A 16,262-nucleotide genomic window follows, 5' to 3' on the forward strand; every position below is an offset into this window, starting at 1 on the left:
GTACAAGTTCCCAATTACCCATTACTAATGTTATTGGTAAAACTTACCTTGAGGCGGCCCGCACCAACAACAATCCCCCAATTCCCAAGCCAAACATTATCGGCAGCCAAGCCGACAGAATCGGAGTCAAAACAGCTTTCACGCCCATAGAACTGGTGATGAAAGAAAATACGTAGTAAGTAAAAATCACAACTACGCTAATACCAAAACTCGTTCCTCGACCGGAGCGACGCGGTTGAGTTCCCAAAGCGGCTCCCACTAAACCAAATACCATGCACACAAAAGGAAAAGCATATTTTTCTTGAATCCGCACCTTTAATTTGCGAATTTGCGGTTCGTCGCCGCTGTTTTTAAGGATATCCAAACGCTCTAAAGCTTGGGCAATGTTCATTTCCTTGAAATCCCGCGCTCTAGCCGCTAAATCTAAGGGCGTGCGGGGGAGTTGCAATTGCTGGTGTTGAAACCTAACTATATTGCGGTAAGAGCCATCAGGAGCTACTATATAAGCGGTTCCGTTGAAAAAATCCCAGGTATTTTCTGAGGGATTCCAAGTAGCTGATTCTGAAGAAACGATTTGATTGAGGCCTGGGGTGGAGCGATCGATAATTGTTAAACCTTTCATTTGCTTGCCGTCAAACTGTTCTGCATAAAAAAAGCGGGACAGGGTTTCTTCACCGCCTTTTTCTGGTTTGCGAAATTCTGTGTAGATAATATTTCGATCTTGAAATGTTGGTTTTTCTCGCTTCAAGGCTCTGTCTAAAGTTAAAGTAGCTCTGTAGCTGGCGGCTGGTACGACTAATTCTTGCAAAGCAAAGGTGAAGCCGGCAACAATTAAACTCATAATGACTGCGGGCATTACCAGTCGGTAAACGCTAACTCCGCAACTGCGGAGGGCGATGAGTTCGCTGTCGCTGGAGAGTCGGCTGTAGGCCATTAAGGTTGCTAGCAGCATTGACATTGGGAAAGCTAATACTACGAAGTAGGGAATTTGCAACAGAAAAATTTCTAGAGCGGCGCTGTAGGGGAGGCCGGATTCTGTTACTCTGCGGACTAATTCAAATAAAGCTCCAACTGTGACGGCGACGGATGTAAAGAGTCCGACTCCAAATAGAAACGGGCCAATTAATTCTTTGGTAATGTACCAGTCCATTACTGAGATTCTCGGCAGCCAGTTGAGGGGATTGAAAGATTTGGATATTGCTATTTTCATAGTTTGGGCTTTTTGCAGTTTGCTCCTCAATCTAACATCTCAAATCTAAAATTATGGCCAGGGGGAATGCCTTCAAAAGACTATCGTACGAAGTTGTCACCTAAGTAATACTGTCGCACTAAAGGGTTGCTGTAGAGTTCTTCTTCAGCCCCGGAGGCTAAAATTTGGCCGTCTCGCATGATGTAGGCTCGATCGGTAATTTCGAGGGTTTCTCGGACATTGTGATCGGTGATGAGGATGCCGATTTTGCGATCGCGCAGTTTAGCAATAATGGTTTGAATTTCGTCTACGGCGATCGGATCGACGCCTGCAAACGGTTCGTCTAAAAATAGGAACATCGGCCCGTCTCGCCCTGCAGCTAAGGCTCTGGCCAGTTCAGTCCGCCGCCTTTCTCCCCCTGAGATTTGAATTCCCAAACTCGATGCTATTTTTTCTAAGCGAAATTCTTGCAACAGGAAATCGACTCGATCGCGCCATTCCCAGCGCGGCACTTGAGTTTGTTCTAGGACTAACAAAATGTTGTCACGCACGCTCATGTTCCGGAAAATGCTTGCTTCTTGAGCCAGATAGCCAATTCCCAAATGTGCTCGCTGGTGCATCGCCAATTTCGTGATGTCTAAATCGTTGAGCCAAACGGTGCCTTGATTTGGTTTTTCTAATCCGGTTGCTATGTAAAATGTTGTGGTTTTGCCGGCACCGTTGGGGCCGAGCAGTCCTACGATTTCTCCTTGGGCTACCGAAAGGTTGACGCGACTGACTACATTGCGTTTTCCGTAGGATTTGTGAATATTTTCGAGTACAATTTTCATTTTCGCTGAGGCAACCTCTACAAGCTAAATTTCAGACTGCGGGTTTGTGCGATCGAGTCTCAAGTTGATATTTTACAATCTCCAGTTTTTTAATTTATAAAATAGGAAATTTCGCATCTATCCCAAGTAGTATGTTTTTACCGATGCGAAATTTCGCTGCCACCAGCTATTTTTACCTGGGAGCTGTTCGGGGGCTTGCGGGCGGTTTAACAGCGGGCTGAGGATTTACTGGGGGACGTTCGGAGCCAACTGCATTTTGGGCTGCTGCATCTTGCTCTGGGGCAACGAGATAGACCGATTCTACCTGTCCTGGGTTGTCCGGCAGGGCAATAAACCGCCCTTCGTCAATGAGATATGTTATGGTTTCGCCGCGCAGGCTGTTGCCCTGCTGCAAGACGTAAACATCTCCGCTGAGAATGATCCGGCGCTCGCGGCTGAAGTATTGAGCCTGAGCGGCGGTTGCTTGTATTTGGCGGGCTGGATAGTTGATTTGGACGTTGCCGCGGGCTGTCACGATGCCGGTTTTGGAGTCGGCTTCTTGAATGTCCGATCGCACACTGAGAGTGCGGGGCGGCCCGGCTTGCGGGTAGGTGGGAGAGGCGATCGCGCCTGCCAGAGTGAGGGGCAACAGCAGCGATAATCCTTTAAATATGCGGGAATTGAGTAGTTTAGCGGAGGGCATCATAAGCTTGGAGCCTCAATATTTGTGAAATTACTGAAGGGCATTATCTCCAGTTAGGTATTTTATCTTAACGGCCAGAAAGATTCCCGTGAGGTCGATCGATTGACCCGAGAGTCTCAACCAATTATCCTAGCAAGACAACAGCGAATTTTATTGGCTGTTTTGCTCAGTGGCTGGAACTGTCTTCACCGGGAACGGGCAAGATGCTCGTTCTACAGCAAACCAATCTGCTTGTGCAGCGGGCAAGAAAGCCAGCCATCCTCTGTGTAGAGGCAAATTAGATGCACACCCTACCTAAGCTGCTGTGCATCTAATTTGACAGTCAATTTTTGTACAATTCTTGTGGAACGGGCAGGATGCCCGTCTCTTTATTCAATTTAGATGCGTAGCAGCTTAATACAAACATTTATTTAACCTTTATTTAACTCTTTGGTACTTTGATAATTCGCGGCAATTGCAAGCCTGCAACTTCTGTACCTGCGAGCAACGGCACAAATTCTGCTACTTCTTCCGGGCCCGCTTGTTGCAAAGCGATCAAAAGTTTAGCACTTTGTCCGAGCAAGTCTTCAACGGCAATTCCGGCATAACTCGGCTGATAATAACTGAGCCGATTTATTCCTTCTCCCAGCAAGATTACTGCACCGCGCCAGTTTTGATTTCCTAAGTGATAAAGCGCGACCGCAATTTGCAATATTCCCTGATAAAACCTTTTTTCCGGCTCGCCGGCTTCCATCCACAAAGCCTCTAAAGTATCGTGACAAGCGTAAAATTCTTGGCTGTTAAACTGTTCGATACCTTGCCAAAAGTCGAGCGGAATTTCCTCTGTCATTTGATTGGAGATTGGGGATTTTCGATGGCGGATGTGTGTTTGAGTAGGCGGCGATCGATTTTTGGTAAATAGCTAAGTCTTAAAAATAGGAAAAATAACGACCTGTTTTAAAAACTACTGCCATTTCACGACCGCCTACTTAACCAATTACATAGTGTCTCTGACAGCTTGAATCTGATCCATTCCTATTTCCTGATTAGTTCCAGCGAAATCGTTATCTGGGGTCAGAAATAACATACAGTGGCACTCTTTTCGCTCGCGCATGGGAATGCAGGGACAGTTCCAGTAGGCGGCTTTTACTTCGGCTTCTTTATCTTCGTAATGGCGACAAGGGCATAAGGGAGCACCTAGTTCATCCTTGTGTTTTGCTAGTCCTTCTATCACGACAGCAGTGACGGAAGGCTCGGAACAAAAGTATGTTCCCGTTCGCTTGGCATAGGTTTCGGAGAAATTCTTCATCGCCTCCAAAGTTTTTTCGTTGGAAAGTTTAGATTTTTCTGTTGTGTTCATAGTTTAGGATCGGAGTTGAGGATGCTACGAGCTTTTAACAATTGTAGCGCAGAATGTGATTTTAAACACTTGTATATTTCTGTTTACTTACAAGGAGGAAAACCTTGACAAAGATTGAGTTTTAGGTTGTTGGTTTTTTACTGGTTTTTGTTTATCCCCGAGGGCGCGGGAAACTGGTGGCAGACCCGGTTTTTGAAGCAGCCAAAAGATTTGGGCGATTGAGGGACCTAAACAATCATCCCCCAAAGGGGATAAAAATCGGATAAGATAGCACGGCGCTCTTTCTGTGACGGCTATAGGCACGGCATCTGATGGCAACTTCCCCGAACCGCACCCACAGCAAAAAATCTCCTCCTTCTGGGCTGATTGGGCCGGCTGACACCGAGTTAGTCGGATTAGTGTTTGAATTGACTCCCCGCTCTGCTAGCTATCTGTACGCGCAGTATGCTATAGGTTTGCACGCTTGGTTTTTAGGTCAAGTACAGCAAACTGACCCGGATTTATCGCAACTTTTGCACGATGAACAGTCAGAAAAAGCCTTTACTATTTCGGGATTGGAAGGTGATTTGCTCCCCGGCGGCAAAGAATTTCAGCTTTTGGGCGATCGAATTTATCGCTGGTACGTAACAGGACTTTCAAAGCCAGTAGTGCAGTGGCTGAGTCAGTGGCTGCAAAATTTGCCCGAAGAGATAGATTTGCGAAATGCTCCGCTGCTAATTCGCTCTTGGGATATTGCTTTTGCTCCCACAACTTACCAGCAATTATTAACAGCAGAACCCCCATTTTCGCCCACCATCAAACTTAGTTTTGTGACTCCTACAAGCTTTCGTAGCAAAGGTCATCACTTCCCTTTGCCAGTTCCCGAAAATGTTTTTCACAGCTATTTGCGCCGCTGGAATAACTTTTCTGGGGTAAATTTTGACCAAGCAGAATTTTTGAATTGGAGTGAGGAAAATGTAATTATTAGCCGCCATAAATTGGAGTCGCAAAAGGTGGCGGCGGGCAAAAAAGGCATGGTAACGGGATTCACTGGGGCTGTGGAATTTGGGCTAGGGCGATCGGCTCACAATCGTCCTGATTTTGTACAATTATTTTATGCTTTAGGGCGGTTAGCACCTTACTGCGGCACTGGGCACAAAACAACTTTTGGATTGGGACAAACGCGAGCACAATGGTTGACAGAAGCGCTACCTGAAGTGTCGAGACAAAGCGTATTGGCGGCGCGAATAGATGAATTGACACAGAAGTTTATGGCGCACAGAAAGCGTACAGGCGGAAGTCGCGCTGCTGAGATTGCTGAAACTTGGGCGACGATTTTGGCGCGCCGGGAATTGGGGGAATCTTTGTTTGATATTTCTGGTGATTTGGAAATGCCTTATGAAACTGTGAAAACTTACGTGAAGTTGGCAAGAAGGGCTTTGAAAGTGGAGGATTAGCGCGAATTTGTTGACTGTTGACTGTTGACTGTTGACTGTTGACTGTTGAATGATGAGTGATGACTGTTGACTGTTGAATGATGAGTGATGACTGTTGACTGTTGAATGATGAGTGATGACTACTGACTCATGACTGCTGACTAATGATTTTTAGTGAATAGATATATGTCGTCTCGCTGATATTTGAGTTGAAATTGAGGGGTGTTTTTTAGTTGAGTAACTAAGTTATTAACAAATTCTCGATCGCTCATCCAGCCAGGATATCTGAGGTTCAACAATACATAATCAAATTCTGCGAGATTTGCAGGCGGCGTGTTAGCCTGAGTTAATTTTACTACAGGGCGGTGCGCTAAGTGCGGAGCAATCTGAGCAGTTGTTAAAACACTGCCTTTGGTTTCAACAAGAGAGATTGCTTCTCTGGTAGCGGGCAAAGTGTCGCTCCCATTTAAATAAATAGTCCAAAAATAGCCGTATTTCGCTAAAGCTAAGAAAGCAATCAACGACCAAATTACAATGACTCTAGGCAATGGATAATTAGGAATTGGCAATCTCTCAAATATTATCTTTCCCTTTTTCTGATTGCTAGCTGCTAAACTGGAAATTACCGCCACCAATAAAAATGGCAATATCGGCACAGAATATTGATGAATTAAATCCCGCTGAGCGGGGATATCCGAAAGAATATTCATCGCCAACATCGGTACAGCACTAATTAAAGATGACAGATGACGCGGGGACAGCCACCAAATTACAGGTAATAGCAATAACCCTAAATATTCAAAAGTATCTAAAGAAAACAAACGCCCTAAAACTAAATTGGGTTTCACTATTAAATTAATAGCAATTTCAAAAACTGAGTGGCCCAAATATTGATATCGCCCGATTCCCGCGTGTTCTCTTCCCTGATTAAAATACGGTATAACTGCCTGAGTAGCTACCAGGAACCAACCTGCGCCTAGAAATAGAGCTATGAGCCCACAATTGCGTTTTTTGTCAAAACACAACAGCCACAAACCCATCGCAGGCACAGTTAAAGATAGCACGGCTTTGCAGCTCAAAACTAATACAATAGCAGCACAAAACCACAAGGCTTTATTCAGCCTAGCGGCTAAGATTGCTGCTAGCAGTGCTGGTAAAGCAATGACTTCTGGATGGAAGTCGAAGAGATTGACATTAAATACTGCGGGATAAAGCAGATATACGGCTGAAATTGCAGTTGCTTTTCGTTCGTTTAATCCCGCTTGACGTGCCAAACTCCAACTCGGCCAAGCGCCTAAAGCTAGGGAAACAGCTTGCACTAATAAAAGCCAGTGAACATCTGGATATATTTTGTAAAGTAAAGCTAGTGGATAGAAAATAAAAGCTGCGTGATCCCCCCAAATATTTATTGCCATTAATGAGGAAAATGGCGTTTGATTTTGGGAGATTAAATAAATTGCTTGGTCAAAAATTGCTAAGTCGAATGCAGTTGACTGAAACAAAGCGTGCCGCGCGCTGCTGGCGGCAAATAAGACTATCGCTGTCACGACAATCATTAAAAATACTGGATGAGATTTTAGGGATTTTAAAGTTAGCATTTTATTGGTTTAATCAGCCCTTCGTTTAAATAGCAGGACTTCGTTTTTTTGATAAGTTAATTGAAAATCGGAAGAAGTTTTAAGTTTATTTGCTAAAGTAGCACCAAGTTTTTCAGTATCAGGCCAGGGATGGCGCAGGTTTAATAATATGTATTGAAATTCTGCTAAATTTGTTTGGGGCGAAATTTGTGACAGCAATTTTACTATTGGGCGGTGGGCAAAGTGAGGGGCCAGTCTATTATCTGTTAAAATACTGCTTTGCGGTTGAACTTGTGCGACTGCTTCGCGTGTAGCTTGCCAGGTATCTAGTCTATTTAGGTACAGATAAAAATCTTTATATTCGCCAACACAGAGGAAAATTAGTAATGACCAAATTATCATGATTCTCGGCAATTGAATTCCCTGCCAAAGTTGAGAAATTTGGAAGTTTTTAAATTGTGGAAGATTGCTCCATGTTAAAAAATGTTGCTTATTTACTTTATCCTCTTCCTTGTTGCCTTTTATTTCTTCCCTGTTCCTTGTTTCTTCTTTCGCGATAACTGCTAAAAATAAGAATGGAATTACAGGTACTGAATACTGATAGGCTAAGCTGCGTTGAAAGGACAAGTCAGAGAGGATATTGATCAGCAGGGTAGGGAGGGCTGGAATTAGCGCTGTTAAATATTTGAGGCGTAGTTTTCCCGAGAATGGCAATAGCAGCCAAATTACAGGTAAGGTGAGGAGAAATAAATATTTGAATGTATCGAAGGAAAGGATTTTTCCTAATACTAACTGTGGTTTTAATATGAGATTGATGATGATTTCTAGTACGGATTTGCCTAAATAGCTGTAGCGCCCGACTCCAGCGACTTCGCTGCCGCTAAAGAAGGGGATTATTTTCTGGGAAGCAATCAAAAACCAAGCTGCACCTAGCAAAAGTGCGATCGCCCCGTACCGTTGCTTTTTTTCGCAAAAAAACAGCCAGAAACCCATAGCAACAACGGTTAGGGACAAAACCGCCTTACAACTCAAAATTAACAGAATAGCGGTACAAAACCACACAATTTTATTTAAACGCGCCGCCAAAATTGCGGCTAAAAGTGCGGGTAAAGCGATTACTTCCGGGTGAAAATCAAATAAATTGATGTTAAATACCACCGGATAGAGCAAATAAATCAATGCGATCGCACGGGATTGTTCTTGATTCAGACCTGCCAAACGCGCTAAACTCCAGGTAGGCCAAGCCCCCAGGGATAAAGCAACTGCTTGTACCAACAGCAGCCAATGCACATCCGGGTAAATTTTGTACAGCCAAGCTAGCGGATAATAAATTACCGCTGCGTGATCGCCCAAAATATGAATCCCCATTAAAGAAGAAAAAGGCCTTTGGTTTTGGCTGATTAAGTAAATTGCTTGGTCAAAAATTCCCAAATCGAAAGCAGTTGATTGGAATAAAGCGTGCCGTAAACTGCTACACAAAAAGAAAATTGCCGCAGCAGTAGCGATCGCCCAAACCAAACTCGACGTTAGCTGTGATCGACCTTCCTCTATATTTTCCGAGTTCGAGACACCGATGTCCTCACGGTCATCAGCAAAATTTTCCCTATTCTGCATGAAATCTGGCACTAGGTGGTCACTCAAAATATGATTCCATCGAATGTGCTTTCCACGCAATAGTTAAGCACTAATTTTTATCCCCGCAATCGTAATATTAGAATAATCCATAAAACATTAAAAAATTGTGAAAGCAATAACTCTTCTCGGTTCCACAGGCTCCATCGGCACTCAAACTCTGGATATTGTAGCTCAATACCCCGATCAATTTCGGATTGTCGGGTTAACTGCCGGACGAAATGTAACGTTGCTGGCCCAGCAAATTCGCCAGTTTCGACCGGAAATTGTCGCAATTTGCGACGAAGATCAATTACAGGAATTGAAGGAGGCGATCGCAGATATCGACCCTCAACCTATTTTACTTGCTGGCGAGTCAGGCGTTGTCGAAGTTGCCCAATACGGCGACTCTCAAGCCGTCGTCACCGGCATAGTTGGCTGTGCCGGTTTGCTGCCAACAATTGCGGCTATCAAAGCAGGCAAAGATATCGCCTTAGCCAATAAAGAAACATTAATCGCAGGGGGCCCCGTTGTCAACCCCTTAATCGAAAAATACGGCGTTAAAATATTGCCTGCTGACTCAGAACATTCAGCAATTTTTCAGTGCCTCCAAGGTGTTATGGTTGGCGGGTTGCGGCGAATTATTCTCACGGCTTCGGGGGGTTCTTTTCGAGATTTGCCGATCGACAAATTAGCAGGAGTAACAGTAGCCGATGCTTTGAAACATCCGAATTGGTCGATGGGGCAGAAAATCACGATCGATTCTGCTACTTTGATGAATAAAGGATTAGAAGTAATCGAGGCCCATTACCTGTTCGGGATGGATTATGACGACATTGATATTGTCATCCATCCCCAGAGCATAATTCACTCGTTAATTGAGCTGCAAGATACGTCTGTTTTGGCGCAATTGGGATGGCCGGATATGCGCTTGCCGCTGCTTTATGCTTTGTCTTGGCCCGAGCGAATTCATACAGATTGGGAACGGCTGGATTTGGTAAAAGCTGGGGATTTAACTTTCCGAGAACCCGACCACGAAAAGTATCCTTGTATGCAGTTGGCTTATGCGGCTGGACGTGCGGGCGGTTCGATGCCGGCGGTGCTGAATGCGGCAAACGAACAGGCAGTAGCGCTATTTTTGCAGGAGAAGATTCAGTTTTTGGATATTCCAAAGTTGATTGAGAAGGCGTGCGACAAACATCAAACCGATAACTGTGAAAGTCCTGGTTTAGATGATATTTTAGCCGCGGATAGGTGGGCGCGGCAGGAAGTTTTGGCAGATAGTATGGAATTGGGCGATCGTATTCTTTCGGTTCGCTAATTGTATCAGCAGACTTGCACTTACTCACAATTCCGGCGGGGAATTAATTCCCCGTCTCATAGCTAAAGTCGGTTGAAACTGAGATAGTGCAACATTCTCAATAAGCTTTTTATGAACAGGCAAGATGCCTGTTCCACAAGAAAATTCACTCTTTGTGGAACAGGTATCTTGCCTGTTGCTGAAAATGGTGCAAGATCAGAGTTGAAACCGACTGCCGAACCTTGATAAATATCCAGTCCTCTTTCAGAGGACTTTAGCTATGAGACAGGGGTTTCAACCCCTGGCGGACTATGCCAAAAAGTGCAAAATATCGGCAAAACCCTATAAAAAATTGACCTGATTTTAGTCTTTTATTGACTAACTCCCAACTTTCGCTGCCAAATCAGCCGCACTCATCTTTTCGTACATTTCAAAAGGTTGGTGAATCCAAGGATTGTCAGCCAAATAATCTACATAATAATCCGGCTTCGCAACAGAACAAGCCTTGTACCAGAGTACAGCAGTCCGAATTTCCTGAATATCCTCGCCGTAGCGACTCTTCAGCCAAGCGATACTTTGATCTAAACTAATTCCCGAATCCACCAAATCGTCAATCAGGAGAATGTGGCTGCCCAAATTATCGCCCACCATTGTCAAATCGCGGGCAAACTCGATCGCACCCCGAACTTTTCCCTCGGCCCCACTGTATGACGAGGCAGCTAAAATCGCCAGAGGTTTGTCGAAAATCCGCGACAGAGTATCTCCAACCCGCAGCCCTCCCCTCGCCAGACAGACAATTCGATCGAATTTCCACTGAGATTCCTCAATTTTTACAGCCAAATCCTCAATTTTCCCATGGTATTCAGACCAAGAAACGTAAAGGTCGCTCATGCCTAATATTATTGAAATATCAAAGGTATTATTAAATATTTTGGGAGAAATGACATGGATGCAGATGAACTTCTCAGACGGTATGCAGCCGGAGAACGGGTTTTTCACAAAGTAGACCTGGCCGGGGTCAATATGTCAAGGACCAACTTGCGCGATATTGACCTGAGTCACGCTAATTTAAAAGGTGCTAATTCGATCGGTCTCACCCTCTACAGAGCCAATCTGTATCAAGCAGATATCAGCCAAGCCAACCTCTCCCAAGCCAACCTCATGTCCGCTAATTTTGGCGAATGCGAGGCCGTGGGAGCGAACTTGAGCGGAGCCATCTTGCGGAGTGTCGTCTTCAGCGGGGCCGATTTAACGGGGGCGAGTCTCAGGGGTGCAGACATGAGAGATGCAAACCTTCAGGGGGCAATTTTGATTCAAGTTTATGCAGTTAACGCTAACTTGCAAGGTGCAAACTTGACAGAAGTAAAGCTTTGCGAAATCAACCTCAGTAAAGCAAATTTAACCGATGCAAACTTAACACAAGCTGACCTCAGCCGTGCTAACCTAACTCAAGCAAATCTGAGTTGGGCAAATTTAACGGAAGCAAATCTGGAAAAAGCTGATTTGAAGGGAGCCGATTTGAGCGGAGCTAACTTGAGCTGTGCAAATCTCCATCAAGCAGATTTGAGTGGAGTTTCCCTTAAGGGAGCAAATCTCCGGGGAGCAAACTTACATCAAGCTTGTTTGCGCGGGACAAATTTGGATGAAGCGAATCTGAGAGAGGCCATGATGCCTGACGGCACAATCTCTGACTAAATAAGCTGAGAAAATAGAAGTTAAAACCGCAGGGTGCTTGTGGCGCACCCTACATTTAGGCTAATGCCTGATTTTTTTAAGGGGATTTAATTCTGGGTTAATCTGATGCGCCCAAAAATCGAGAGAAGCCCCGGACTCCTGTTGTGGAGAGGCAAAAATTTTAGAGTCTTGTTCAAGCTCCCAGATTCATCTGTGGAGTAAATCTAAAATCTCAAATTGTTAGAGTGAGGGGGACTCCACGGTTCGACTGAGCGCTTGCGGAAGTCTAAAATCCAAAATAGACTGACAGTTCATTTAAATAGGGTCGCAAAAAAAATTGGCGAGAATTTAATCTACAACCTTCAGCCAGCCCCGGCGAACGGCGTGGAGCAAGCGGTTGATGGCTGTTTGATCTTCTTCGGTAAGAGTGTCATTTAACAGCGCTGTCTTGAGCTGTTGTCGGTGAGTGGGAGTCAGCAGACCGGAGTGATATACCTGAAAGACTAGCTCTGCAATAGTAAATTGAGGTAAAAGCGTTTGGGTTGTCATCATGTGTTTTGTTTTTGAACTCACTTTTGACAGTATTGACTGATTTTTCCAAAATTTATGTGATTCAACTACGGGAGTAAATGTGATCGATTGGCTCTTGATGAGTGATTTGTGTCAGCCGAACTAGGGGATCGGATATTTCCTCGGTAGCCCTGCTACTTGAAACACAAACCCCGTCCCGATTCCTCGCTTCTGGCAACCCCGAAATCTCTACTTTTTGTCAAGAGACTGTGACAAATCTTTTAATATTTATCTATTAATATATTACTAATGACTGCTAGCTAAATCGCTTAGCTTAATTCAACGTAAAACTTTTATAGTATTTATAAACCCACTTTTACCTACATTTACCTAGTTTCTTGGTGGGGTCTGTGTTCCGTGGATATACTTAATGATCGCCCAAAGACAGATACAAGTTTTCGATAGGAGTCCCCAGCCGCCCAAAATTTTAAGCTCTAGTTCAAGCTCCCAGATTCATCTGTGAAGTCAATCTAAAATCTAAAATCTAAAATCTAAAATCTAAAATCGACTGACTGCTTAAAATCTAAAATCCCGGCTTCTTCAAGAAACCGGGTCGAGTTTTTCGATCGCAGTACAATTTTTTTTGGAGAGGGTTAATGGAGGGACACACTCAGGGAAATCTTATGGTTGGCAAAGCTTGACAGGAGAGAAAGTATAAATACTCATCTCAACTTCTTGTGTGGAGGGACTAATCAGAAATCCTGACCCATCCGCGGCGGATGGCGTGCAGAAGGCGGTTGACTGCATCTCTGGCGTCTTCGCTGAGAGGGCTTTGGCAGAGTTCGCGCAGTCCGTGGCTTTCAGTGCGAGTCAGATTGCCTGAATGAGTGACTTGATAGAACAGTTCAGCGATCGCGCGATCAGATTTTAAAGTCAGAGCTTGCATGAAATCTCGTTGAACTCGACTATTATAATATCGAACATTTGAGAAAAGAGTAGGGTGATTGCAGTCGGGTAAGCTGTGTGATCGTTCTTAGCTCGATTTGTGACCGAAGTCTGCGACTATACGTGATTTAAATCACACAAAACCAAAGACCTCGATCGCATAAGCTATGATTGGGGTGGTAGCCTCAAGGTTTGACAAAACCTCGAAAAGTCCTGAGCGCAAGACTTTTAGCCCCCAGCGCCGCTGCACAGCGGGAGTGCGTTCCCTATACATCCCAGGCTCAGGACTCCGAGAACTGTGAAACTTTGGGTTTTAGACACTTGCAGCTTGCAGCTCAGGGCATAAAGTTGCGATCGGCGAGCCACACCCTGAGATACAATATTTATAAATACTTCTATCCCATCTATAGGCAGGCAGGTAAAAAAATGATAATGATTAGCTACTTTTCGATTGCCTTAATCGTTTTTATTTTTTGGTTCAAAAGTTTTTTGAATGACACAGCGACATCTAAAAAAGACGTGATATCTTGGATAGCCTTAATAATCGGGCCTCTGTTTTGGCCTGTTGTTCTGCCCCTATCCCTTTTGCAAATTACCAGCCAAAAGTCGGTTGTACAAACAGCTCAATCGGAGCAAAAATGATAATAAATTGTGGCAGTAACTGGCTTAAACCCAGTCGATGATCTCGTCCTAAATAATTCGGCGTGCATCGCTCCTGGCAGCGAGTAAATCATCTTGTTTTATGGTAAAAATGCAGCAATAAGGTAGAATTAAATAAAAGTTCTGAATCCTAAAACAGTATTTTTTTACCGCTATCAAATTCTGCCTTCTGCTTTTTGACCCCGCCCAAAAACGGGTACAAGTTTCCGAAAAGAGTCACCAGCCGACCAAAATTTTAGACTCTTGTTCAAGCTCCCAGATTCATCTGTGGAGTAAATCTCAAATCTCAAATCGTTCGACTGAGCGCAACTCCACTGAACTCTCGCCTAACGTCTCACACCAAACTCTAAAATCGACCGACGCCTACTTTTATTCTGTAACATCGCGATTTAAGGGTGCCGCTGAGTCAAAATTCTCAGACCAAAATAGTCGGACAGCGACAGCAAGATTTTTTTACTCAAAAATTATTGACAACCTCAACCAAGCTCAAAATTAATATGTAATGTAACATGGCCTGTTGCTTGCAAAAATATAACTTAAGACATATTTTCGCCTGCCGCTGACCAACTTAAGAATTTTTATACTTCCGGCTGCTACGTACCATTAATCGAAGGTGGGAAAATCCTGGCTAGGCGTTGAAAAACAGCTAGGCTCTTTGCCCTTTAACCTTTTCCAGCTCCCTTTCTTCAAATCCTAGCAGCTCTAGACAGGAAAATGTAGAGTTCGTTTGTCGCCAAATTGTCTAACTCTTACCGCAGTTAGATAGACAATTCAAGGCAGAGACTGCAATATGAAATAGGCAACAAAAACTGTTTCAAATCTCAAGTACGACTTATTTTAGGCGATCGGGCATCAGGAGTGTATAACGGGAGCCAGCGAAATTTTTAGAGGTGCGAGATGTTGGGGAACTTCTAAAAAAAAACTGCCGTCACTGTATCCAAATTCGCTATTTGCATAAAAAGTAGGAGTCAAAATGAACGAAGTATCTGAGAAACCAATTTATAGAGTTCTTAATCTATTGTCGCTGCTAGCGCTGACCTACTATGCAGCTACTTCCATCAATTATATTTTCGAGAGTGACGCTCAAATCTACAGGTACGACAGCCAGAGTAATTCCAACGCGTCACCAGCGCAACTAGAAGCACACCGCTAGGAATAAATTGTAGAGATTTTCTCTGAATGAATGCGGAACCAAATTTCCGGGAAATTGCTAATCGTTAATGATCAGCTCGAAGTTAACAACAATTAGTAAACAACTATGGGCTAAAAACTTAATATTTTAACTCACAGGTATTAGCCATAGAATGTACCACACAAATTAACTATTTAATTTGTTCTCAAAAGAGACCAGAGTGATGAAAGCTGGGCCAAGCATTTTCATCATTAAAAGCATTAATAGCTGTAGTAATCGCTTCATCAAGAACATTTGAAGGTGGATATCCCTGAAAACGAAAAATTGCTTGGATTTTGGCCCAATACAACTCGCTCGGAGATAAATCCGGCGAGTGTCGAGGTAAGAATTTTACATGGGCTTCAATAGATGCCCTCAAAAAATTGACGGCTTCAGCATTATCAACAGGTAAATTATTTATAACTAAAATTGCGCCAACCCATAACAGGGGCAGGATTCGCCAGCAGCCCAAAATTTTATATCCTAGTTCCAGTTCCCAGATTCATCTCTGGAATAAATCTAAAATCTAAAATCTAAAATCTAAAATCTAAAATCTAGTGACATTACTGTCACAACTCTATCGGCCCAGAGTTCATCCCAACTGCACAACACAAGCGCTGCATTGTCTGATTGTCCGGATGGATGTGGCTCATGGTTGAAATGACGGATTGTGGTTGAAAAACTGGGTTGTTTAGCCAAACTCCTGCGTTGAGGGTGAGAGATTTGGCTGGAAACATCAAGGTGATGAGGCTCAAGAGTCCGTCGGGGAGTGTGTTGGGATGCACTTTTGATTGAATGCGGCCTCCAGCGTGCGCGGGCTTGCTTTGAAAGCTAGCTAAAAAATTTTGATTTCTGGGGAACTCTTGGCGAAAATCAAAAGTCTGGTTAACTACAGTGTACTTAAAAGTCGCAACTCAGTTCCAGCCCCATTGCGGGCGATCGAACTTCCCGGCGACAGTGCCAAGAAGCACCCGGTGCGATTTCTCAATATAGAGAGCATACTCCCATTAATAATGGTTTATGTGTATTTCCCGGCTATTGTTTTAAAAATGACTAGCCGCATCGAAGGTCGGTATGGTACACTCACAAACGTTTAGCTGAAATATTTTGGTCTTAGAGGAGGGAGGGAGTAGTGGAGTCGAGAGTCCAAAGCAGGAAACAACCGATATTTGCTGCTCAAGGAATACAGGATTCAACTGGCGATCCCTACCTCCTTACGGACAATTTAAATTACATGACAACTTATGGCAGCCGGGTCAATTAGGGTCTCAACCAATGTCCGGTTTCAGTGGCGAAAAGCTTCAAATAAAATAGTTGTACTCATTTGAAAAATAGGGTGCTGCTCCACCCGAATTTACG

General features: G+C 44.0%; 16 protein-coding genes. 4 read left to right on the forward strand and 12 right to left on the reverse strand.

The window, feature by feature from the left end; all coding sequences use genetic code 11:
* Positions 1 to 43 precede the first annotated feature (43 nt).
* From QUA40_RS10045 to QUA40_RS10065, 5 genes are all read right to left on the reverse strand, one after another.
* The gene (locus QUA40_RS10045; protein WP_333124733.1) at positions 44 to 1,210 is read right to left on the reverse strand and encodes an LptF/LptG family permease; all 1,167 of its coding nucleotides are present in this window, start codon (positions 1,208 to 1,210) and stop codon (positions 44 to 46) included.
* A gap of 80 nt (positions 1,211 to 1,290) precedes the next feature.
* The gene (gene lptB, locus QUA40_RS10050) at positions 1,291 to 2,019 is read right to left on the reverse strand and encodes an LPS export ABC transporter ATP-binding protein (protein WP_333124735.1); all 729 of its coding nucleotides are present in this window, start codon (positions 2,017 to 2,019) and stop codon (positions 1,291 to 1,293) included.
* Between the two features lie 172 nt (positions 2,020 to 2,191).
* On the reverse strand, positions 2,192 to 2,704 hold the full coding sequence (locus QUA40_RS10055; RefSeq protein WP_333124737.1) for an LptA/OstA family protein: 513 nt from the start codon (positions 2,702 to 2,704) through the stop codon (positions 2,192 to 2,194).
* Positions 2,705 to 3,122: 418 nt separating this feature from the next.
* On the reverse strand, positions 3,123 to 3,530 hold the full coding sequence (locus QUA40_RS10060; RefSeq protein WP_333124740.1) for a DUF309 domain-containing protein: 408 nt from the start codon (positions 3,528 to 3,530) through the stop codon (positions 3,123 to 3,125).
* A gap of 147 nt (positions 3,531 to 3,677) precedes the next feature.
* Positions 3,678 to 4,040: a ferredoxin-thioredoxin reductase catalytic domain-containing protein gene (locus QUA40_RS10065; RefSeq protein WP_172186333.1), complete on the reverse strand. Its 363-nt coding sequence runs from the start codon at positions 4,038 to 4,040 to the stop codon at positions 3,678 to 3,680.
* A gap of 311 nt (positions 4,041 to 4,351) precedes the next feature.
* Here QUA40_RS10065 and cas6 point away from each other — a divergent pair, with 311 nt between their 5' ends.
* Entirely contained in the window at positions 4,352 to 5,476 is a 1,125-nt protein-coding gene (gene cas6 / locus QUA40_RS10070; RefSeq protein ID WP_333124743.1) for a CRISPR-associated endoribonuclease Cas6, read from the forward strand.
* Between the two features lie 140 nt (positions 5,477 to 5,616).
* Here the strand turns inward: cas6 and QUA40_RS10075 are convergent, their stop codons facing one another.
* Together QUA40_RS10075 and QUA40_RS10080 are read right to left on the reverse strand one after the other, a co-directional pair.
* Positions 5,617 to 7,053: a DUF2079 domain-containing protein gene (locus QUA40_RS10075; protein WP_333124746.1), complete on the reverse strand. Its 1,437-nt coding sequence runs from the start codon at positions 7,051 to 7,053 to the stop codon at positions 5,617 to 5,619.
* Positions 7,054 to 7,062: 9 nt separating this feature from the next.
* Positions 7,063 to 8,646 (reverse strand): DUF2079 domain-containing protein, encoded by a 1,584-nt coding sequence (locus QUA40_RS10080; RefSeq protein ID WP_333124800.1) that lies wholly within the window; start codon positions 8,644 to 8,646, stop codon positions 7,063 to 7,065.
* A 127-nt stretch (positions 8,647 to 8,773) separates the two neighbouring features.
* Here QUA40_RS10080 and dxr point away from each other — a divergent pair, with 127 nt between their 5' ends.
* A complete protein-coding gene (dxr, locus tag QUA40_RS10085) occupies positions 8,774 to 9,964 on the forward strand; it encodes a 1-deoxy-D-xylulose-5-phosphate reductoisomerase (RefSeq protein ID WP_333124749.1) in 1,191 nt (396 codons plus the stop codon).
* A gap of 357 nt (positions 9,965 to 10,321) precedes the next feature.
* Here the strand turns inward: dxr and QUA40_RS10090 are convergent, their stop codons facing one another.
* Entirely contained in the window at positions 10,322 to 10,834 is a 513-nt protein-coding gene (locus QUA40_RS10090; RefSeq protein WP_333124751.1) for a phosphoribosyltransferase family protein, read from the reverse strand.
* Positions 10,835 to 10,888: 54 nt separating this feature from the next.
* On the opposite strand from QUA40_RS10090, the gene QUA40_RS10095 reads away from it, so the two are divergent.
* Positions 10,889 to 11,638, forward strand: coding sequence for a pentapeptide repeat-containing protein (locus QUA40_RS10095; RefSeq protein WP_333124754.1), 750 nt, complete (start codon positions 10,889 to 10,891; stop codon positions 11,636 to 11,638).
* 327 nt (positions 11,639 to 11,965) lie between these two features.
* On the opposite strand, the gene QUA40_RS10100 is transcribed toward QUA40_RS10095, so the two are convergent.
* Positions 11,966 to 12,166 (reverse strand): hypothetical protein, encoded by a 201-nt coding sequence (locus QUA40_RS10100; RefSeq protein ID WP_333124803.1) that lies wholly within the window; start codon positions 12,164 to 12,166, stop codon positions 11,966 to 11,968.
* Positions 12,167 to 12,875: 709 nt separating this feature from the next.
* Positions 12,876 to 13,073, reverse strand: coding sequence for a hypothetical protein (locus QUA40_RS10105; protein ID WP_333124757.1), 198 nt, complete (start codon positions 13,071 to 13,073; stop codon positions 12,876 to 12,878).
* A gap of 1,632 nt (positions 13,074 to 14,705) precedes the next feature.
* Here QUA40_RS10105 and QUA40_RS10110 point away from each other — a divergent pair.
* A complete protein-coding gene (locus tag QUA40_RS10110) occupies positions 14,706 to 14,885 on the forward strand; it encodes a hypothetical protein (RefSeq protein WP_333124760.1) in 180 nt (59 codons plus the stop codon).
* A gap of 184 nt (positions 14,886 to 15,069) precedes the next feature.
* Here QUA40_RS10110 and QUA40_RS10115 read toward each other — a convergent pair whose 3' ends face one another.
* Both QUA40_RS10115 and QUA40_RS10120 read right to left on the reverse strand, forming a co-directional pair.
* Positions 15,070 to 15,375 (reverse strand): transposase, encoded by a 306-nt coding sequence (locus QUA40_RS10115; protein ID WP_333124763.1) that lies wholly within the window; start codon positions 15,373 to 15,375, stop codon positions 15,070 to 15,072.
* Positions 15,376 to 15,472: 97 nt separating this feature from the next.
* A complete protein-coding gene (locus QUA40_RS10120) occupies positions 15,473 to 15,688 on the reverse strand; it encodes a hypothetical protein (protein ID WP_333124766.1) in 216 nt (71 codons plus the stop codon).
* Between the last annotated feature and the right edge of the window lie 574 nt (positions 15,689 to 16,262).

The sequence above is a fragment of the Microcoleus sp. Pol11C3 genome (genome assembly GCF_036701485.1).
In the GTDB taxonomy this organism is placed as follows: domain Bacteria; phylum Cyanobacteriota; class Cyanobacteriia; order Cyanobacteriales; family Microcoleaceae; genus Microcoleus.